The organism is Streptomyces sp. NBC_01454 (assembly GCF_036227565.1).
Lineage (GTDB): Bacteria > Actinomycetota > Actinomycetes > Streptomycetales > Streptomycetaceae > Streptomyces.
Map to the genome: position 1 here is coordinate 3,686,738 of NZ_CP109460.1, position 20,278 is coordinate 3,707,015.

A 20,278-nucleotide genomic window follows, 5' to 3' on the forward strand; every position below is an offset into this window, starting at 1 on the left:
CACGGCCGGCCCCGGCACCAGGAGGCGCCGGGCCTGTCCGTTCCTGTGCTGGGGCACGGGAAGGGGCGGCCCGGCGCCTCCGCCTTTCGACGAACGCGTAGATGGGAGAGGCCCGATGAGGTGGAGCGCGGGATGGTACGGCGGCACCGGGCACGACCGGCTGCCAGCCGGGGGCCGGGCGGTGCCGGGTCTGGACGGAGCATGGGCGGTCGGGTGGCCGGGGGCACGGGTCCGCGCCGTGGGCCAAGGCCCCGTCGCGCTCGCGGTGATCGGCGAATGCGGAGCCGACAAAGACCAGTTGGAGCGTGCCCTGCCGGTGGCGCGGGCGAAAGAATGGCGAGCGCTGACCCGCTGGCCCGGCTCCTACCTGACGATCGCCCGCAGCGGCGAGGTGCTGGCGGTGATCGGTGACCTGGCCGGTCAGCACCCGGTGTACTGGCGGACCGACGGCGCCGGGACATGGTGGTCGACCTCCGCCGCAGCTTTAGCGGCGCTGGACGGGGCTCCGCCCGATCCCACTGCGCTGGCAGCCCACCTGGCCCTGGCCCAGCCGGATGTCCTGGGGCAGTGGAGCCTGTTCCGGTCGGTGAGCCGGGTGCCGACCGGGCACCTGCTGCTGATCACCCCGGAAGGCGCGTGCGCCGTTCGGTACGAGCCGGCCGAGTACGAGCTGGTGGATCTGCGCGATGCCGCGCCGACGGTGCGGGCCGCACTCACCGAGGCCGTCGGCACACGGTGTGACGGCCGGCCGGTCAGCGCGGATCTGGCGGGGCTGGACTCCACCGCTCTGGCCTGCCTGGCCGCCCAGCGCGGGCCAGTGACCGCGGTGACGTTCGCCGACGCACGCCTGCGGGACGACGACCTGGCCTACGCGGTCCGCACCGCGGCCGCGGTGCCGGGCCTCGCCCACCGTACGGTGCCCGGGAGCCCGGACACCGTCTACTACGCCGGCCTTGAGGACCTCTCGGCGCTGCCGGTCACCGACGTCCCGAACGCGTACGTGGTGACGGCCGCCATCAAGCGCACCGTCCTGGACACCGTCGCCGCACGTCAGCCCGCGGGCGTGCATCTGACCGGGGCGGCCGGGGACGCGGTACTGTCCGCGCCTTCGGCGTATCTGGCCGACCTGCTGCGCGAGCGGCAGCACCGCCGCGCCTGGCAACACGCGCAGGCCCACGCCCGGCTGCGGCACACCTCCGCCCTGGCCCTGCTGCGGCGGGCCCGCCCGGCAGCCCGTACGGGCCTGGCCGGGGCCTGGCGGCAGACAGCTGCCGAACTTCGGCGTCCTTCGCGCCCGTGGGTGCCGCAGGCAGAGCGGCCGGTGGCCTGGACGCCGCTGCTGGCAACCGCCGACTGGATGAGCCCCGATGTCCGCGACCGCCTCGCGAGCGCCCTCGATGTCGCCGCCGAACTGACCGACGGACCCGCCCGGCTGGCGGCATGGGCGGACCGCCAGGACCTCGCGCGGGTCGGGTCGGACACCACCGGATGGCGTGACATCGCGTTCGCCGGGCGCGGCATCGAGGTCGCCGCCCCGTTCCTGGACAACGAGGTCATCCGGGCCTGCCTGGCCGTGCCTGCCGATCAGCGCGGCGCCCCGGGCCGCTACAAACCGCTGCTGGGTGAAGCGTTCGCCCAGGCCGGCGTGCTGCCGCCCTTCGTTCTGTCGCGGGTGACGAAGGGCGGCTTCAACGCCCTCGCCTACGCCGGCCTGCGCGAACACGCCTCCGTGTTACGGGATTTGCTCGGCCCCTCCTCGCGGCTGGCCGCAGCCGGCCTGGTCACCGAGACGCCGGTGACCTCGATGCTCCAGCGGGCCGCGCTCGGACAGCCCACCGCCCAGGGCGCCCTGCACCTCGCTGTCGCCGCCGAAGTGTGGCTGCGGCAGCTGGAGACCGCCCCGGCCTGGTGGGAGGTGAACTCCCATGTGGCGACTGCGTGAGAGCACCCATCCGGTCCTCACCGACGAGGGCGGCGCCCTCCTGGACGAGCGCACCGGACGCTGGACGCACCTGACCCCGACCGCGTCCGCCGCCGTGATGCTCCTGCTGGCGGGCGCCACCGAAGCAGAGGCCGCCCGGCAGTACGCCACCCGCTACGGCATCGGCTTCGAGCAGGCCGCCGCAGACGTCCGTACTGTCGCCGCCGCGCTCACCGCGCAGGGCCTCGCCGCCACGGAATCTCCGCGCCGCGGTCGCCACTGGTGCAGGTGGTGGCGATGACGAGCATGGAGGCGTACTCCACCATCCGCATCGGCACCTTCCTCGAACGCTGCGCTGCAGCGGCCGGCCTCGCACTGGCCCTGGTGCTGCTGCGGCTGCCCTTCCGCCACACCCTCCGCACCGTGCGCTGGGCCCGGCGGGCAGGACGCCGCCCGCTGACCGCAGCGCAGGCGGAGGCTCTGGTCGAAGCGGCGCGGCACACCAGCCGGCTGTGGCCGGGACGCGCTGCCTGCATGGAGACCTCGCTCGGCGCGGTCCTGGCCGCCGCCCTTCTCGGGCGCCGCCTGCACTGGTGCGTGGGAGTGCGGTTCGCCCCGCCGCCGGTGGAATACCACGCCTGGGCCGAACTGCCCGAAGACGGCCCGGTGGGCGAGTACACCGAGGCCGGCTGGCACCACCACACCGCCCTGACGGTCTGACCCCAGCCCCGCCCTCCGGCGCCGTGTCCTTCACCCGTCCGGGCCAGTTGTCGCATACGCGTACCCAACCCAGTAAGGAGCCGAACCGTGAACACCGTCGCCTTGGCCGCCGAGCAAGTCCCCGAGCGCCACTACACCCACCACGAGGGCCGCGGGCCCACCCCGCACCGCTCCAACCCCGTCGTCATCCACCGCGAACTCACGACCCTCGACCTCCGACAGCACATGCGCGTCGCCGAGTACGGCACAGGCTCCGGCTACTCCGGCGGGCTCATCTCCCAACTCGTCGGCCCCGAAGGTGAAGTGACCAGCCTCGACATCGACCACTACCTGACCCGCTGGGCCAACGTCATCCACCACGAACGGGGCCTGGAGAACATCCGGTGCCACACTGCCGACGGCACAGCCGGCTTCCTTGAGCGAGCCCCGTACGACCGGGTGGTGGCCTGGTGCACCCCACCGCTGCTGCCGAAAGCATGGACGGACCAGGTCGCCGACGACGGACTGATCGTCGCGCCGCTGCCGATCGCCGACGTGCCCAACATGACGGTGGTCGCCAAGGTCCGCGTCCGCGACGGCGAGCCCGTGGTGGAGGCGGTGTTCACCGGGGGGTATATCGAGGCGACCGCCTCCCCCAAGGGCGACCTCGACCTTCCCGGCCGGTGGGTGGACTGGGAGCACCGCGTCCCCGGCCCCTCCTGGATCTCCCTCGCCTGGCGCGCACAGGACGACCGGCTGCACACCGGTGCCCGCACCGCCCTGGACAGGCTCCTGAACGCCGAGCACACCGAGCCGTACGAGGGCGGAGACGTTGACGTCGACTGGCCCAGCTGGCGCACCTTCGCCGCCGCCCTGGGCAACCCACAGCTCACGATGGCCGGGCTCCGACCGGACCTGTGGGCCATCGGCCACTCCACAAACGAGAGCGCCGCAGTGATCCAGCAGGACGGCGTGATCCTCGCCGACAGCTCGAACTCCCCCTCGCTTTTCGCCCTGCGGGACTGGCTCACAGCCTGGGACAAGGCCGGCCGCCCGGCCCCTGAGACCTATACCCCAGCCCTCGTCCCCGCAGGCGACGGCCAGGGCCCGGCTGGCTGGCACCTGCGCCTGTCCCCCTAAGACCGATCACCGAGGAGGCAGGCGGTGCCGCGCATCGAAATCACCGATGACAAGGGAGACCGGCCATGGCCGCGCAGACCACCGCCACCACACGGCGCCGAGCACCGGCGGCTTCGCGCCGCAGGTCAGCACCCACCAGGTGCCCCCATCACCCTGGGCCGCCAGGTGTTCAACGACTCGGACAAGTCCAACTACTTCGAGGGCTGACAAGCCCAGGACCTCACGGAGCACCCCGGGTGCCGGCCGCATGACGGTCGGCCCCCGGTCGCGTCACAGGGCTGATCGAAGGGGAGGCAAGCAGGGCGACCTGGCCGGCATCCGGGCCGTCTGAAGAACTCAGTCACAACGAGACACGTGATGGCCGAAATTACTCCCACAGCAAGATCGAACACGTGTTAGAATCATGCCCGCCGTAAAGACGGTGTAAAGAATCGGGGGGAATTGTGAACTCGCGCTATCGCGTGGCAGCTGCCATTGCGTCTGTCGTTACTCTTGTGCCTTTCATGACCGCCGCCAGCGCAAGTGCCGCAGAGGCAAAGCCGGGAATGGCTAAGGCGTCCGCCTCGTCCTACAGCTGCCCGCACGACGGGTACATCACGAACTGGGACGTGTGTACGTCGCTCGGTAATGGCGTTCTGCTCATGAACTCGACGAGCAAGGGAACCTACATCGACGTCTCATACGACAAGACGGCAGGCGGTTCCGTTTCCTGCAAGGTCGGCTATCTCCGGAGTGGTTCAAACCACTGGAGTGGGACCAAGACTTGCAGCACTTCGCTGATCGCCTCGGCGCATTGGTCCCCTTCAGCGTCTTGCAGCCCTGACGTTGGCCTTCTCCTTTCCGGTGGAACCACTTATCAGACCCCTCCCACCAGGAAGTGCTGACGTTTTTCATGCTGGTACGGACCATTCTCATTGAGGGTTAGTCGGCCAGCTCAAGGTTTCACGGGACTGCGCCGTGATGCCTAACGCGCCCCCTTGCGGAAATCGCCGGGGGGCGCCGCACGTTCACAGAACCATCCCAGGGGAGCTGTCCATGCTTGAAGCCGTCTTCAAAGGCCATACAGCATTCACCCTTACCGCCACCGCTATTTGCCTGGTCTTCTTTATGGTGGTCCTTCTCGCCTCGAAGAAGAGAACGGATCGCCCGCTTTCACTGGCGCTCTGGTGCACTTCGATGCTGAGTGTGAGTCTCTTGACGCTGTGGACCACGGGCGGCAGCCAAGGGTCAGGCAGGTGCGTTGTAAATCTCAAGCTCCTCGAACCCTTCGGTACCGAGCAGGGCATATTGAACTGCCTCATGTTCGCGCCAGTGGGCTTCATGGGCGTACTCGTAGCGCGCAGGTTCCTTCCCCCCTTCGCCTGCGGAGTGGCCCTCTCAGCCGTGATCGAGACCACGCAAGGCGCGCTGCCCGCCATCGGAAGAGCATGCGACACCAGCGACTTCGTATCTAATTCTACTGGTAGCTTGCTGGGTGCGTTTATAGCGTTCCTTATCGTGCGATTTCAGAAAAGCGACGCGCCCCCCTGGCGAATTCGTGGCCTGGGGGCAGCAATCACGTGCGTGACCTTCTCTGTGATTCTTGGGGCAGTCTGGGTGACCTCTATCCAGCCGCATTCTGTGAAAGCTACTGAGGCGGTAGGGGCAGCGGCCGGCGATCAGCGCAATGCCGTTGCCAAGGCCGTCCACGAGGCATTCGGAAATCACTACGCGGTTGGCAACGTGCAATTCTCATCCTCCCCAGATTCTGACAGTGGAACTGTCATGGCGAGTCTGCCAGTGGGGTTCGTCCAAATAAATTGGCCAGAACGCAATGAGATCACGGCCAGCCTGGACATGTCGAACAGTGGGAAGCCGTCCGGTTTTCCAGTACCCGGAGCGCCAGCGCAGGTCACAAATTCGATGCAGGCGAAGCAGACTGCTACCATATACGCCGAGGCGCATTTCCCGTGGGCTATTCGAGACAGTGAAATCGAAATCTCGCCAGTCGGCGACAAGGCCGCCCTGGGCTGGCTCGTTAGTTGGCGGAGGCATCGAGATGCCGTACTCATGCCTATGCGACTGGACGTCCAGATCGATCGCACGGGGCACGTGTCTCAACTCTCGACGCGCAAAGCATCCGATGTCTCGGTCCCTCCCACTCACATCAACAAGCAAAAGGCACTCAAGCTCGCCAAGAGTTCTGTGCCAGGATGCCAAAAGGTCGAAGTGGGCGAATTGATGGCTGTGCAAAAAGGCTCGAACTGGCATGCCGTTTGGCGCATCATGGTCACCTGCGAGCGATCAAGCGTGCTCGTCCATATCAATGCATCTTCCGGCGCCGTGGAGATGAAGGAAAAGCACCAAAATCCGGCCTGACGAACGAGCTCCGGGCGGCTCCGCAGCCCGGCCAGCAGAAGTCCCCGCACCCCGGAGTGGTGCGGGGACTTCTTTGCATCGTTCGGCGGCAGCCTGTCAGAGCCGGCGTACGGCAGAGGGCGCGGGAAGCAAACCAGGGGGCGCATGGTGAAGCCCCGCGGGGGGCCACGCCGCCGACCACCTGGCTTCACCGCCGCTCGCGAGCGTGCCAACTCCCACGCCGACGGACTCGTCACCGCCGGCCGCTGCGAGCTCGTGGCAGTGTCGTCGAAGGACATCAACGCAGCCGCGTCCCCCGGGAACTGTGAGACGGGCCTGTTAGAGGCGGTGCCGCGCATCGGAGGCGTTCTCGTGGACCGCCTTCAACCAAGCCCGGCCTCGACCTCCAGGTAGCGGCGGCCGCCGGGGCCACGGACCTCCACAGTCTCGAAGCCCCAGCTGCGCAGCACCGCCTGGCAGCGCTGGAGCTGCTCCTGTTCCTGGTAGCGGGCGCCACTCCCCCGCGGTCCCACCCAGCGCACCTGGACCTGCCCGGCCTGGTCGCCTTCGCTGGTGCGGTATCCGGTCCGCACCGGCTCGCCGGCCCGGTCGACGGCCGACGGGGGAAGGCCTTCGGCTTCCAGCAGCAGGCTCACCGTGCGCAGCAGCCGGCGCTGCTCCCACTCGGCGGGGCGCGCACCCGGGTCGGATCCGAGGTTGGTGAGGTTGCGGATGCTGCGGATGCCGTCAAGCGCGGATCGCAGCTCAGCTGACCGCGCCCCGGTCTGCCCCATCTCCGCCTCGTCAGGAGGTTCAGCACCGGTGTGTACTCGCAGGCGGCCCGCCTGGCTGTGCTGGTCCTTCATCATTACCCCGACCTGGTTCGGCTCTCTCTGGTAACGACGGTACGGCGCCGTGTCTGGCGTGGTGCCCGTCGGCGAGGCCTGGTCGGTGCGGGAGCTGGTCACTCCCGGATCCCGGGTGTGACCTGGTCGGAGAGGAAGACGCCGCGGATGGCTTCCATCCGGTGCACCACGGTGAGCGGGCGAGGTCTCGCGGTAGGGCTCGTGCGGCTGCGGGTACACACTGCCCCCGGCGCCATTGTCCCGAGGTGACGCGCACCTCTTCGATGACGGCGGGCCAGCAGGGCAGTAGTGCCCGGCTGGCCCGCCACACCACCTGCTCAGCCATTGGTGACGTGGCGTCGCCACTGCTCCGCTTCCTCGTCCCAGTAGATGGTCACGGTTCCGCTGGCCTCGGCAGGGGCCGCTAGGGCTTCGAGATCGGTTGAGGCCAGGGCAGCTAACGCAGTGTCGGGGAGACGCGGTGGCACGATGAAGCGCAGACCAGCAGCCGTCTCTTCGACGACCACCTGCGCCCTCCGGTGGATGGCAGGGGCATCGGCTGCATACCGGCTAATCATGCGGCGGCTGGTCGCCCGTGCTGCTTCGAACGCTCGCTGGCCGGCCTGTGTGGCGAGCGATTGCAGGAAAGGTAGAACCGCGGCGGTCACGGTCATCCCTGCAACGGTTGCCGCCGCGGTGATGATTCCCGTGTTGTTGGGTCCCCCGAAGACCCGGATCTGGAAGACAGCGTGCGTGCCAACTTCATGCCAATCCGGGTCCATGCCGGGGGCGGTCAGATGGTCCAGGAGCTCCTGCAGGAGGAGGGTGCTCTCGGTCGAGCGGGGCTCGCCGGCGGCCTTCGCCCGATCCAGCCACTCCCAGACGTCTACACAGGTAGGTGAGCCCGTCAGAAACTCCGCATAGATCGACAGGACATCCCCCCGCTGAGCCAGAGCTTTCTGGTCGCTCGTCATGATTCCCCTCTCTTGACTGCGGCACCGAGCTCCAATGGTGCCGAGTCAAGCGAACGGCCGATACACCGTCGGGGCCTGCTCACCCGAGCCTTGTAGGCCACCCGTCAATACACCAAAGTTCGACGCGGCCGTAGCGGGCGATGGTCTTGTTCAGCTGCTTCTCGTCGGCGGCCTCAACGAGCTCGTTCACCAGTTTCGTGGCGAGCGTGTAGCGATCCATCCAGGCGAACGCCTTGGCCATCACGCACAGGAGGGCGCCGTCACGACCTGGACGAAGATGTTCGACCCCCATCCGCTGTTCGCGTTCGTCGACCACGGCCGCGTGGGCGCTGGCGTGATCGGGGCGGGTGTCAGCGGATGCCGACCTTGGCCAGGGCGGTGGTCCAGTCGGTGGCAATGGCGCTGCGCGCGGCGTCGAGTTTGACGGTGCCGTTGCACACGGCAACCTTCAGCTTGTTCTCCACGGAGTCCTTGCTGGCGGCCGGCTGCTTGCCGTAGCGGGGCTCTGGCCACAGGTTCTTCGGGTCGCGGGGTGCGCCGCCCAGTTCGAGGGGGACGAGGTGGTCTTCCTCGTAGTCGGCGGTGTTGGTGTCGGAGTAGCCGTACTCGCCGATCTGCTTGATTTTCAGCGGGGTGGTGTAGGAGACCGGCGGTCGGACGGTCTTGGTCCAGCCTGGCACGCAGATCGTCGATTTGATCGTGGACTGGGTGACGTTGGGGTTGTAGGCACCGGGCTGGCAGGTGGCGTCGGGCAGCGGCAGGTGGGACTGGGAGCAGGTGGCGGCGTGGGCGCTGCCGGTGGTGAGGATGAGTCCTGCGGCGGTCAGCGCGATGGCGGTGGCCGCGGAGGCGAGTCGGTGTGTCGATCGCATGGGGGGTCTCCGTGGTTGGGCCCGGCGGAATCCCAGGCACTTGACGCCATGTCACCAGCGCGGGGTCTATGCGGGTAGAAGCAAGCGGTGAACAACAGGTGTCCATGCCCACTTCTGACCCTCAGGCGGGCTGCTCTTGGCCAACTCGTGGGCTGTCGAGGGGATTGAATATCCCCGGCGCCCCCGCGGGGAGGTCCTGAGCCCCCTCCCGGCACAGCTTGCACAGACCGTCGACCAAGGCCCAGCGCTCGGGAAGATCCGGCAACCGCACTGCAGCAGGGCCCGCGCGGCAGGTCTTCCACTGTCGCTGCGCTCCTACCTCCTGTGGCTCGGCCGGCGCTCGTAGCGGACGCGGGGGGCGGCGGGGCCGGCGTCGCGGTAGAGCTGACGGATGTCGCGGACGATGTCGTCGTGGTCGCTCAGGTCGATATAACTGGGGTCGACGGCGTGTCCGATGAGGCCGAAGAGCATGTGCATCCGCTTCTGCTCCGCGGGGGTCGGCGAAGCCGCGTCGGTGCGGTCCCTCAGGCACTCTGCGAGCAGGCCAGGCCAGGGCATACGGACGGGCGCCGGAAGGGGCGTGCCGGCCTTCTCGGCGAGTTCGGCAGCCCGAGCGTTGGCGCTCGCCGCGTTGGCGGACCGGTCGGCGCGCTGCTGCAGATCGGGGACGGCCAGGAGCCGGGCGGCCAGGGCGACGATCTCGTCCTGGTGCCGGTCGGCCCACAGGGCCTCGGCGCGGCGGTCGCGCTGGGACCGGTAGTAATCCACGCGATCGGCCTGGTTCAGGGAGTCGCCGTAGGAGTCGTCGAGGTCGGTGCGCAGTTGCAGGTAACGGCGCTCGGCGGACTGGCGGGTGCGCATCTCCAGCGCGGTGGCCACCCGCGCCCATGTGACCTTCTTGGCGCGCACCGCGCCGATGATGCGTCCCTCATCGAGCTGCAGCTTGTCGCGCAGCGTCCGAAGCACCAGGAGCGCGGCGAGCAGGTCCGTCTCCGTGGCCTCGTCCGCAGCGTGGCGCTCGATGAGCCGGGTGACGTGGTCGTACTTGGCCGCCACGTCGCTCAGGAGCCCGCTGGTGCGGAGTGTGGTGACGGTTCTGGCCAGCTCGCCGGCCCACTCGTCCTCTGGCGGAGGCTGCAGGGTTCGCAGGTGCTGCCAGGCGTAATGGCGATTGGATTCTGCTTCGGGATGTTCGGGCGGTGTCGTCTGCCGGATGACGCTCTTTGTCGTCTCTCGGACGACTTTCTCTGAAGACATCAAAGTTACTGCTCCGGAAACTGGAAAACGGAAACAAGAAATAGCTACTCGCTGCTCTGGTCAGGGATCTGCGGCAGTTCGGACGCGGGGCGCCGTCGGCGCCGGCGCCGCACCGCCGTGGCGGCCTGGGTGACGATCCAGATGGTCGTTGCGACGCCGAGACCGGCGATGTACTCGGGCCAAGCCTGTGTCAGAAAGTGAATCATTGCAGGTCAACGCACACTTCGGCTTCGGTGTGCGCCGCGCTCCTTTGCGCTCGTGTCAGGCAGAACGGGAGCTGCCCGGCATCGGGGCAGCCGGATGGGGCACCACGCCACAGCCATCCGATGAACATTCTTATGGCATGTGCCCGCGCATAACGGCCGCTTTCCTGCGCCCATGGGATTCGCCAGGGTTCGCCACCCTGCGCCGCATGCGAGATGCGCCAATTACGCGGATTGAAAGAAATCGAACAAAAGCGGAATAGACGCTTCGCGGGAATTCTGCTAACCGTGGCTCCCGTTGCGGGCGCGCCGGGTGTCGCGCACGGATTCCTCCAGCGCGGCCATCAGGTCCACCGGCGGCTGCGGCTCAAGCAGCGGCTCTGCCCTGTGGCCGGCGGCGAGGGTGTCCACAAGGAGGTTCAGCGCCTGGGCATAGTCGTCGCGCAGCTCGCCGAGGTCGACACCCGCCATCTCGGTCATCAGCAGCTCGGCGATCTCCAGCTCCCGCTCGGTAGTCGGTGCCGGGCTGGACAGGTCGCCGGGGTCACGGATCTCCTCAGGCCAGTGCAGCGTGTGCAGCACCAGGATCCCGGTCCGCGGCCGCAGGACGGCCAGCCGCTCCCGGGACCTCAAGGCCACCTTGCACACCGCGAGCCGGCCGGACCGGGCCAGGGCTTCGACCAGCAGGGCATACGGTCGCTGGGCTCCGGGGCCGTGGGCGCCCACCCAGTACGGGCGGGCGTACAGCAGTGGGTCGACCTCAGCGTCGTCGACGAAACCCAGGACATCGATCACTCGCTTTGTGGGCAGCGGTAGAGCTTCCAGGTCGGCGTCTTGGATGACCACTGTGCGGCCATCGGGTGCCTCCCAGCCGCGGGCGGTCTCCTCCGGCCCGACTTCACGGCCGTCCAGCTCGCACACCCGACGGTGGCGGATGCGACCGCCGTCGGCGGCATGCACGAGATGGAGGCCAGGGCCGTGGTCTTCGGTTGCCGCGAACAGGTTCACGGGCAGTGCGACCAGGCCGAAGGAGACCGTTCCCTGCCAGAGCGATCGCATGACTCGACGGTATGCACAGACCACTCAGGGCGCCGCCCCTCAGCATCCGTCCGGGGCGGGGTGTGGTGGCCGCCGCCGTCGAACTCGGGCACACCAGCCCGGTGCGCCTACACCCGGCCGCCTCGCACCCCGCTGCACCAACACCTCCACCGCGGCCAGCCCGCACCGTCTGGCCAACGAAAATGCTGCCCGGACCTGCGAGGTCCGGGCAGCATTCTGTATCCGTTGGGATCAGCTCGTCATCCGGTACGCGGTGACGCCCGTACCGACCACGAAAAGATGATCAGTTCTCGTTCGGATCCTTGCCGACCAGGGCGGTCAGTAGCTCGACGATCTGGGCCTGGTTTCGGTCGATCTTGGCGTTCAAGCCTCGCATCTCTTCGGCGAGCTGGCTCACCTTCTCGTCCAGGCCGCCCACCTTTTGGTCCAGGTTCCCCACCTGGAGCCGCACCGCGGTGAGATCCGACTTGACGATCCCGAACTCACGGTCTGCGGTCTCCTGACCCTGCTCGAAACGACGGGTGAGAGCGGAGATCTCGCTCTGCGCGATCGGGTCCTCAGCCACGCGGGGCACTCCTGCCAGATCATGGAAATCAGCGGTCATCAGGCGCTCCACGATATCGCGCCGACTGGGAACCGCGCTCACCCGTTCGGCCCCGCCCTCGAAGGTGCGCGTCGACGGCAGCACGGCACGTGCGGATCCCGTTCCCGGTCAGTGATGGGGACCGTGTTGCGTACGGGACCATCCCCGCGGGCGCGGGGAGCAGCCGGGTAACCTCGCCGGTGTTGTGCTCGACGCGGGACCATCCCCGCGCGTGCGGGGAGCAGGCCATTCACCAGCTGCACCGCCCGGCCAAGGAGGGTCCATCCCCGCGTGTGCGGGGGGCAGGCCGCCTCCTCGAGACCGGCAGCCCATCCATCGGGTCCATCCCCGCGCGTGCGGGAAGCAGCTGGCCAGGTTGTCGGCCTTGGTCAGCGCCGTGGGTCCATCCCCGCGCGTGCGGGGAGCAGTGCCCCTTGATTTTCGGGTCGAGGAGTGCGGGGGTCCATCCCCGCGCGTGCGGGGAGCAGACTCACAGGGATACCCAAGAGCACTCCGAAGCGGGGTCCATCCCCGCGCGTGCGGGGAGCAGGCCACCACCCCTTGTTGCGGCACCTGGCCGGGGGGGGCCATCCCCGCGGGTGCGGGGAGCAGCGGTGGCAGGTCGGGCGGCCGAGCCACCACTCGGGTCCATCCCCGCGCGTGCGGGGAGCAGTGGGCGGCCCAGTGGGAGACGTGCTCGATGTGGGGTCCATCCCCGCGCGTGCGGGGAGCAGTGCTTGGCCAGGGCCTTGTCGCTCGTCTGCGCGGGTCCATCCCCGCGCGTGCGGGGAGCAGCTTTCGCCGCTCTCCAGGGTGATCCATTTGTCGGGTCCATCCCCGCGCGTGCGGGGAGCAGTCATCAACAGCCATCGGTGCACGGCTTCCGGGGGGTCCATCCCCGCGCGTGCGAGGAGCAGGCGGCGGTGATGCGGACCGCGCCCAGGGCCTGGGGTCCATCCCCGCGCGTGCGGGGAGCAGATGACGTCGGTGTTCTTGCTGGACTTGTAGTGGGGTCCATCCCCGCGCGTGCGGGGAGCAGTCTTCGTGACCTGCATCGTTACACGCGAGCGACACGTTTTTGAACCACTTTCACCAACTCCGGCATTCATGACATTCGCGTCGTTCCATTTCAGCTGGGCGCTCTTAACCGCGCACCGCCAGCCTGGAGCTCGGGCGATCCCCGCGGGCGTGGGGATCGGTTATCGGACCGCGTGTACCAGCCGAAGGGCACGGGAACATCCCCGCGGGCGCGAGGAGCAGTTAGCGCGTTCGAGCCAGTGGTTCAGCAGCTCGGGACCATCCCCGCGGGCGCGGGGAGCAGCATGGGAGACCGGCCCCAGGAAACCGGCCCGAGGGACCATCCCCGCGCGTGCGGGGAGCAGTTGCTTTGCGCATCGTACGAAATGACCTCGGCGGGACCATCCCCGCGGGCGCGGGGAGCAGACGCGGCGCTCCCGCTTGATGCGGATGTACTCGGGATCATCCCCGCGGGTGCGAGGAACATGGACCGAATGAGAAGTATTCTGGTCCATCCCCATTGACATGGGGATCAGTCGTTTCTGACTGCGGGGCTGGAGTTTACTTGTCAGTCAGGTGTGGTCGGAGGCCAGGGTGCTGCGACGCACTGGGGGCTGCTTGATGCTAGATCTGTTCGAGTCCAGTCATGGGGCTGTATCGGATGCCCAGTGGTCCGCTGAGGCACGTGCCGTCCGGAGCCAGGATGGCTACCGGGGACCGGCGTACTGGCGGGTGGTCAAGGATGGGCCAGGTCCGGGGTGGGGGGAGGGACTTCTTTCCGGTGAACCAGTGTGCCGGTATCGGCAATGTGTTGAGCATGAGGTCGGTCTGCTGCTTTCGGTAGAGCGTCTTCTCCCTCATGGTTCGTTGGGCGCCTCGGTATCGCAGGTCGGTGGCCTGCTGTCCCTTGGGGTCGTAGGTGAGGGTGTCGTCGGGCTGCTGGTAGAGCGCGATCGCGTTGATCGTCGGTTCGCCGAGTCGTGAAAGGGCCTTGATGCCCCGCAGCCCGGCCCCTTCGGTTTCTCCGTCCCCGATGTCTTCGCCGCTTGCCAGTTGACTCATCCTGACCGGCGTGCCGTCCGCGTCGTAGGGGGCGATGATGCGGGCTTGGGCTTCCTGGTCCTCGTCGGTGAGGTTGGCTTGCCACGCGGCCCAGGCACGGTCCAGCAGCTGGCCTGCCGTCCCGGCGGAGATCTGCCGCTCGCCGTAGACGGCTTCGATCAGCTCCGCGCTATCCGCTGGGGTGTTGAGGATCGTGAGGCCGTTCGCGCCTTGCTTGTGCTTGATGACGCGCCAGCTGGCCAGGAGCGGATAGGGGCTGTAGACGAGTCCGTCCAGGTTCGCCGGGGCCGTCCTTCCCTTCTCCGGGGGCTCGACGACGGGCAGGCCGTCGATGCCCGGCTTCCACAGCACCTGCATCTTCGGCATGTGCAGTGGCGTGCCGTCGTGGAGCAGCTGCTCGTGCCAGCACCAGCTGGGGCGCTGTTCGTCATTTGGCTTGTGCCGGTGGACGCGTCCGCGGCGCTGGATCAGGAGGTCGGTGGGGGCGAGGTCGGTGATCAGGAGATCGAAGTCGATGTCCAGGGACTGCTCGATGACCTGGGTGGCGATGACGATCATTCGCTTGGGGCGGCTGGGATTCGGCTTCGCCTTGTTGTCGGGATTCGGGCCGAGCTTTCCCTCGATCGTTTGTTCCAGAGGCTGCCTGTCCCGGGGCATGAAGCGACTGTGCAGGAGCACCACCTCGTGCGGGTCCCAGCCGCGCGCGGCGGTCTTCTTCCGGACCAGTTCGAAGAGCTCCACGCAGGGATCAACCCGCGTACGCAGCACGGCCAGTACGCCTCCGTGCTCTACTCGGGAGATGATGTCCTCGGCCAGAGCCTCGGGGCCGGGATCCGGCTGCAGGTCAATTGCTGTCCACAATGACGGCACCGCCTCCGTGGGACCGGTGCGGGTCACGAAGCCTTGGGCGTCGATGACGGTGATCGGGCCGGCTGCCCCACTGTCGGTTGCCTTCACCCGGTGCCCCTTGCACCAGGCCTCGGTCAGCGAAGTGCGGATCACCGTTGGCAACGTGGCGGACAGCACCACCACCGACGTGCCGGCATCCGCCAGCCACGCGACGGCGGCATCCAGCAGGCGCTGTTGATATAGCTCATAGGCGTGGGCTTCGTCGATGATGACGGTCTTCGTGCACAGCCCAAACAACCGCACCGCCCAGTGCTTGGAGCGCTGCGACCCCAGCACGATCTGGTCAACGGTTCCCACCGCGAACGGGGACACCAGCCCGAGCCACCGGCGCAGGTACCACTCGTCCAGCACCGCGCTCCCTCGTTCTGGCTCGGACTCCCCGCTCATGGCCAGCCCCATGAATGACGTCAGATCGAACAGGTCGGTCTCGGCCTCTGCTTTTGCCTTCTCGCCGGCGTCGAGCAGCGCGTGGACTCTGCTGTCCGCCTTGGCGGTCCCGTGAACTACCGCGAGGGGCGCTTTCACGCCCGGTGGCAGAGCGAAGCGCAGGAAGTCCTCCAACACGCCAGCGACTTGACCGGCTGAGGCTCGGGTGGGCATGGCTTGATACACCCCACCGGCGCCGGTCACCTGTGCCACGTGGTGCGCCGCGGCGAGCGCGAGCTTGGTCTTGCCCGATCCGGTGTCCGATTCGACGAGCATCATCACCGGGCCCGTCGTCGGGAGTGCGGCGAGTCCGGCGGCCTGGAACGGACGCGGCGTCGGGGTGTCGGGGAATAGCTCGGGCCAGCCGCCGGGCGCCGTCGGCCACGCCTTGAGACGCAGGTCGTCGATCGCCTGGTGGGCCTGATCCCGTGCGGTCTTCCACCAGCCGGAGCAAGCGGTGCCGAGCCGGCGGTAGGGGAACCGGGTCTCGTCGGAGGCGAGCCAGTCAGAGATCACGATCAGCCCGAGAGCCAGGGGTATCGCCGAGGGCCGCTGCGGCCGCAGCACTGCTGCGAACTCGTCGCGGCCGATCCCGATGGTCTCCAGCACCGCGTCGACCAGGTCCTGGTGCACCGGCTCCCAGCCGTCGCCGGCCGTCTCGGCGGCCGTGGCCGGGTAGGCGCTTTGCACCGTCGCCGGGTTCGGGATGTGCCCGTGGTGCCCGCCGAGGATGTCCGCGGCAGCGTGCAGGCCCTTCGCAGCGTTGTTGTAGCGGCCGGCCCCGCCGCATCGGCGCCGGCACTCGCAGCCCAGGATCCGCGGAAGAGCTTCGGCGGTGATGTGTTCGTGCCGCGCCCACGGCGCTCCGGCCATCTGGGCGTCATCGGGGAGGGGCAGGCCCGCGGCGCGGGCCTGCCGTCGCCAGTCCTGGCTGGCCTGGTCGAGTTCGGGGTCTTCGCCCCGGTAGGAGTCGCCGACCATGCGGAGGAAACAGGGTGCGGCCTTGCCCAGGTCGTGCAGGGCGGCGAGGACCATCACCACCTTCTTCGCCAGAGCCTCCTCTCCGCCGCCGAAGGCTTCGGCGAGCCTGGTGCGGGTGAAGGGCGGCAGGTAGTGGTCCCACAGGGCCTCCGCGCAGGCCGCGGTATCCAGCATGTGGGCGAACAGCGGATTCCACAGGGGACCGCCCGTCGCGCGGCTGGCTCGGCGGAGGTCGGTCTTGCCGACGACCCACAGCCACGGCTTCGGAGCATTCTTTTGAGTTCGATCCACCCCAACTCCTTTGCTGCTGTACGGTTTTGGCGCCGACGCTACATGAGTCCAACGAATACTTCTCTTTAAAACGGAAGGAGGTGGAGGGTGCAGACAGCACGACGTCCCTGGGACCCGCGGACCACAGCATGCATCCCGGCACTGACAACCGACCGAGTCCAACCGCAACTGATGAATCTGGTCCAAGTTCTGACCGAAGCCGACCGGATCAAGGCGATTTGCGGCTCGACGCCCGGCGAGACCATCGCGATCATCGAATACCTGCTCGGCATCATCCACGCGTTTGAGCACTGCCCCGCCGACGAGGACGAGTGGTGCGACTGGGTAGAGGGCCAGACCTCACTGGCCCCGGCCGCCGCGCGGCTGGCCGAGGACCCTGCCGACAGGTGGGACCTGTTCCACCCCAAGCGGCCCCTGGGCCAGAACAGGCTCCTCGCCCCCTGGATGAACTCCCATGGCGTCGGCCCCGCTCAGCTCGTGATCGAGCACGCCGCGGACTACAACCAGCTCTTCGACCACCGGCACCTGCACGCCGCACAGCCCCTGCCCGTAGACCAGGCCTTCCGAGCGATGCTCACCCAGCACGCCTACGGGCTCGGCGGAAAGGCAAAAGCCAAAGCAGACTGGCTCGGCCCCGCCCTGCCCAACCAGGCAGTCGGCCGACTCAACGCCCGTGTAAGGGTCCTGGCCTGCGGCGACACCCTCGCCGACACCCTGCGCCTAAACCTCACCCCCACCCCGAAAGACAAGCAGGGGAACCTGAACTACTCCTGGACCGACGGCCGCCCCCGGCGCGCCTTCACCGGCACCAAGGACAAGGCGATGCGAGCCGTCGACGGCCCTGCCGACCTGCACACCGTCCTCGGCCGCTCCATCCTCCTGCACCCCGTCGACCGCGAAGACGGAACGATCGCCGTCGACCGGGTCCTGGTCGCCGCCGGCGAGCTCCTCAAGGACCTCCCCGCCCAGCATCTGCAAGACGCCATCGTGGAGGAGAAAGCCACCAAGGACGGCACGACCTACCGCACCTTCCTCAAGGCCAGCGAGACGCGAGCCCTATGGCGCGAGGCCCACGCCCTCTACGCGGCCGTCGCACCGAAGGAGAAGGGCACCGACCTCTACAGCCGCCTCGCCCAACTCGGCAACTACCGCACCAGCCTGTGGGCCGTCGGCATCGTCGCCCGCCAGACCAAGGCCATGTGCTGGCTCAGCGACACCTTCCCCCTCATCCCCGCACGCCAGGCGGCACTCCACCACGCCTCCACCACCGGCTCCCAAGTCGCCGAACACGCCGCCAAGGCCCTCTACGCCGCCGCGAGCACCGCCCGCGAGATCGCTTACCCCAACCCCAAACCAGCCGACAAGCCGGCCCAGCTCGCCCGCTTCAACGGCTCCCCACTCCTCTACGCCGAAGCTGGCGACCTCTTCCACACCCTCATGGACGACGTCGCCAACGGCACCACGGCATCAGAGGCCCTCACCACCTACGCACGAGCCATCACCACCACGAGCCGACGCGTACTGGCCGAACGGCTGCGCTCCATGCCCTCGTCCGCGACCGCCCGGCAGGCGAGAGCAGAAGCCACCAAGCGCCTGCAAACGGTCCTCACCAACAAGACAGCCCCCCTCGTGCTCAAGGAGGCCGCCCATGCCTGACGAACCGCCCGCCCTGTTCGACCTCGACGAGCCCCTCGCCCCGCCGAGCGCGGAATCCGAAGACGAGCGGGCCCCCGCCAAGCAGCTCTCCGACTGGCTCACCAGCCTCGTCCGAGGCAACCAGAACGGCCCCCTGGCCGACCTCCGCCGCCCCAAGGCCCGCACCGTACCCGGCATGATCGCCGCCAGCTTCTCGGGCCCCGACGCCACGCGCGACCAGCGCGACGTCTACCGCCAGGTCGCCTTCCTCTTCGCCGTTTACCACCGCGGCTCCACCCGCGACAAAGCCATGCCGGGCCTCGGCACCATGGGCGCCGCCTGCGCCCGCATCGGCACCGCCGCCGGCCGAGGACGCAAGAACGAAGGCGCCGTCCGCATCATGCACCGCCTCCTCGCCTCCTCCCGCCGCATCCCCTGGCGCCACCTCCAACACGCCGTCGAACGCCTCCGCTCCTGCGACGCCGCCGCCCCCAACTGGCAACGGCTCGCCGACGACCTCACCGCCTGGCTGACCGACCCCGACCCGATCGCAGACCAGTGGGGGGCCGACTTCTTCACCCCCACCTACACGTCCAACAAGGCCAAGACCACCGAGAACGGAGCCGCAAAGTGACCACCACCATCCCCGCGACCTTCGCTGGACACCAATACCTGTCCATGCACGCGCTCATCCCCCTCGTCGCCGTCCTCCCCGTCCGCGACGAAAACGGAATGCCCAAGGAGATCGTCTACGGCGGCGAGGCCCGCAACCTCATCACCTCCCAGGCCGAACGCCGCGCCGACCGCACCCATGCCCGCGACCGCGCCAACACCGGCGAAGGACACCTCGCCGGCTACACCATGGGCGTCCGCACCCGCGAATGGGGCCGCCTCACCCGCAACCAGCTCGCCACCACCCACGGCTGGGACCGCACCGAAGCGATGAACTACGCGCGCGCCGTCCTGACCGCGACCGGCCTGAAGTTCGGCGACAAGGACACCACCAGGGACCTCACCCAAGTCCTTCTCTTCGCCCCCCAGGACGCGGACCACCACATCGCAGTCCTCATCAACACCCACCGCGACACCCTCACCCCGTGGTACGCCGAGTTCACCCAGGCCGAAGAAGCAGCCAAGAAGCCGGCCAAGGGCCGGAAGAAGAAGACCGACCCCGATGAGACCCCCGAGGCCACCGACTCCAAGGAGACGGAAGGAACCAAGTTCCCGCCCCTCCCCGGCGACCTCCGCGCCCAGGTCCTCACCGCCCTCGCCCCCCGCGACGCCATCGACATCGCCCTCTACGGCCGCTTCCTCGCCGAGATCGCCGACTCCCCGAATGTCGACGGCGCCATCCAGACCGCCCACACCTTCACCGTCCACGCCGCAGAGCAGACCGACGACTTCTACGCCGCAGCCGACGACGCCAAGCTCATCCGCAAGGAGAACGCCACCGCTCTCGACTACCTCGACGCCGCCGACAACGCAGGCGCCGGCATGACGGGCTACCAGGCACTGATCTCCGGCGTCTTCTACCGCCACACCGTCCTCGACCGCCGCAAGCTCCGCCTCAGCCTCGCAGCCGCCGGCATGGCCCCAGAATCCTGCGAAACCGCAGCTCAGGCAGCTGAGAAGGAACTGATCGACGCCTTCGTCAACGCGATGCCGCAGGCAAAGAGGAACTCCACGGCGAGCACAGGCGCCCTCCCGTCCATCACCCTCGTCTTCGACGGCAAGCGCCCCTTCAACTACAGCGGAGCCTTCTGCAAGGCCATCGACGAGAAAGTCGACGGGACCGCAACCATCGCCGCAGCCAAGCGCCTCCTCGCCCACCACCGGCTCATCACAAGCCGCCGCGACGACGCCAACCCCGGCCGCATCCTCTCCTACGACCTCGACATCGACGAGCTGATCGACGAGCTCACCCAGGCCGGAAAACTGACGGGAATCCCCGTCAACCGCATCGACGAGCTGCCCACCAACTAGTCATCACACCTCCCTGCCTCCGTAGGGACGACCCCGCCCTCGCCCACAAGCCCCGTGGATGGCGCACACCCCCGCTCCCCGCTC

General features: G+C 68.4%; 17 protein-coding genes, 1 pseudogene and 1 CRISPR repeat array. Of the genes and pseudogenes, 9 read left to right on the forward strand and 9 right to left on the reverse strand.

The features are described from left to right. The first annotated feature begins 115 nt into the window (after positions 1-115). The 6 genes from OIU81_RS16200 to OIU81_RS16225 all read left to right on the forward strand — a co-directional run bounded on the left by OIU81_RS16200 (position 116) and on the right by OIU81_RS16225 (position 6,118). Entirely contained in the window at positions 116-1,942 is a 1,827-nt protein-coding gene (locus OIU81_RS16200; protein ID WP_329148456.1) for an albusnodin/ikarugamycin family macrolactam cyclase, read from the forward strand. After that, entirely contained in the window at positions 1,926-2,222 is a 297-nt protein-coding gene (locus OIU81_RS16205; protein ID WP_329148458.1) for a PqqD family peptide modification chaperone, read from the forward strand. Before OIU81_RS16200 ends, OIU81_RS16205 begins: the two co-directional genes overlap by 17 nt. Beyond that, entirely contained in the window at positions 2,219-2,641 is a 423-nt protein-coding gene (locus tag OIU81_RS16210) for a lasso peptide biosynthesis B2 protein (RefSeq protein ID WP_329148460.1), read from the forward strand. The genes OIU81_RS16205 and OIU81_RS16210 overlap by 4 nt, the downstream gene beginning before the upstream one ends. A gap of 87 nt (positions 2,642-2,728) precedes the next feature. Beyond that, the gene (locus tag OIU81_RS16215; RefSeq protein ID WP_329148462.1) at positions 2,729-3,760 is read left to right on the forward strand and encodes a protein-L-isoaspartate(D-aspartate) O-methyltransferase; all 1,032 of its coding nucleotides are present in this window, start codon (positions 2,729-2,731) and stop codon (positions 3,758-3,760) included. A gap of 24 nt (positions 3,761-3,784) precedes the next feature. Then, complete coding sequence (locus OIU81_RS16220; protein WP_329148464.1) at positions 3,785-3,967, forward strand: hypothetical protein; 183 nt, start codon at positions 3,785-3,787, stop codon at positions 3,965-3,967. Positions 3,968-4,795: 828 nt separating this feature from the next. Continuing rightward, positions 4,796-6,118, forward strand: coding sequence for a VanZ family protein (locus OIU81_RS16225; protein WP_329148466.1), 1,323 nt, complete (start codon positions 4,796-4,798; stop codon positions 6,116-6,118). A 362-nt stretch (positions 6,119-6,480) separates the two neighbouring features. Here the strand turns inward: OIU81_RS16225 and OIU81_RS16230 are convergent, their stop codons facing one another. The 9 genes and pseudogenes from OIU81_RS16230 to cas3 form a co-directional block, all read right to left on the reverse strand. Continuing rightward, positions 6,481-6,891 (reverse strand): hypothetical protein, encoded by a 411-nt coding sequence (locus OIU81_RS16230; protein WP_329148469.1) that lies wholly within the window; start codon positions 6,889-6,891, stop codon positions 6,481-6,483. A gap of 389 nt (positions 6,892-7,280) precedes the next feature. Continuing rightward, entirely contained in the window at positions 7,281-7,916 is a 636-nt protein-coding gene (locus OIU81_RS16235) for a hypothetical protein (RefSeq protein ID WP_329148471.1), read from the reverse strand. 103 nt (positions 7,917-8,019) lie between these two features. Continuing rightward, positions 8,020-8,130 (reverse strand): annotated as a pseudogene (locus tag OIU81_RS16240) (IS21-like element helper ATPase IstB); the annotation flags it as partial. A gap of 136 nt (positions 8,131-8,266) precedes the next feature. Continuing rightward, positions 8,267-8,788, reverse strand: coding sequence for a hypothetical protein (locus tag OIU81_RS16245; protein ID WP_329148473.1), 522 nt, complete (start codon positions 8,786-8,788; stop codon positions 8,267-8,269). A gap of 315 nt (positions 8,789-9,103) precedes the next feature. Beyond that, positions 9,104-10,045 (reverse strand): hypothetical protein, encoded by a 942-nt coding sequence (locus OIU81_RS16250; protein WP_329148475.1) that lies wholly within the window; start codon positions 10,043-10,045, stop codon positions 9,104-9,106. A gap of 44 nt (positions 10,046-10,089) precedes the next feature. After that, entirely contained in the window at positions 10,090-10,251 is a 162-nt protein-coding gene (locus tag OIU81_RS16255) for a hypothetical protein (RefSeq protein WP_329148477.1), read from the reverse strand. A 279-nt stretch (positions 10,252-10,530) separates the two neighbouring features. Beyond that, entirely contained in the window at positions 10,531-11,307 is a 777-nt protein-coding gene (gene ku, locus OIU81_RS16260; protein WP_329148479.1) for a non-homologous end joining protein Ku, read from the reverse strand. 283 nt (positions 11,308-11,590) lie between these two features. Beyond that, complete coding sequence (locus OIU81_RS16265) at positions 11,591-11,995, reverse strand: hypothetical protein (protein ID WP_329148481.1); 405 nt, start codon at positions 11,993-11,995, stop codon at positions 11,591-11,593. Positions 11,996-12,045: 50 nt separating this feature from the next. Next, a CRISPR array of direct repeats spans positions 12,046-12,930; the repeat unit is 29 nt; unit sequence GGGTCCATCCCCGCGCGTGCGGGGAGCAG. A gap of 601 nt (positions 12,931-13,531) precedes the next feature. Continuing rightward, on the reverse strand, positions 13,532-16,576 hold the full coding sequence (gene cas3, locus OIU81_RS16270) for a CRISPR-associated helicase Cas3' (protein ID WP_329148483.1): 3,045 nt from the start codon (positions 16,574-16,576) through the stop codon (positions 13,532-13,534). Between the two features lie 87 nt (positions 16,577-16,663). On the opposite strand from cas3, the gene OIU81_RS16275 reads away from it, so the two are divergent. The 3 genes from OIU81_RS16275 to OIU81_RS16285 are packed head-to-tail and all read left to right on the forward strand — an operon-like array spanning position 16,664 to position 20,194. Next, positions 16,664-18,232 (forward strand): type I-E CRISPR-associated protein Cse1/CasA, encoded by a 1,569-nt coding sequence (locus OIU81_RS16275; RefSeq protein ID WP_329148484.1) that lies wholly within the window; start codon positions 16,664-16,666, stop codon positions 18,230-18,232. Further along, positions 18,225-18,845 carry a type I-E CRISPR-associated protein Cse2/CasB gene (gene casB / locus OIU81_RS16280; RefSeq protein WP_329148485.1) on the forward strand — a complete coding sequence of 207 codons (621 nt, stop codon included), beginning with the start codon at positions 18,225-18,227 and terminating at the stop codon, positions 18,843-18,845. The genes OIU81_RS16275 and casB overlap by 8 nt, the downstream gene beginning before the upstream one ends. Beyond that, positions 18,842-20,194 carry a type I-E CRISPR-associated protein Cas7/Cse4/CasC gene (locus OIU81_RS16285; RefSeq protein ID WP_329148487.1) on the forward strand — a complete coding sequence of 451 codons (1,353 nt, stop codon included), beginning with the start codon at positions 18,842-18,844 and terminating at the stop codon, positions 20,192-20,194. Before casB ends, OIU81_RS16285 begins: the two co-directional genes overlap by 4 nt. Positions 20,195-20,278: the final 84 nt, after the last annotated feature.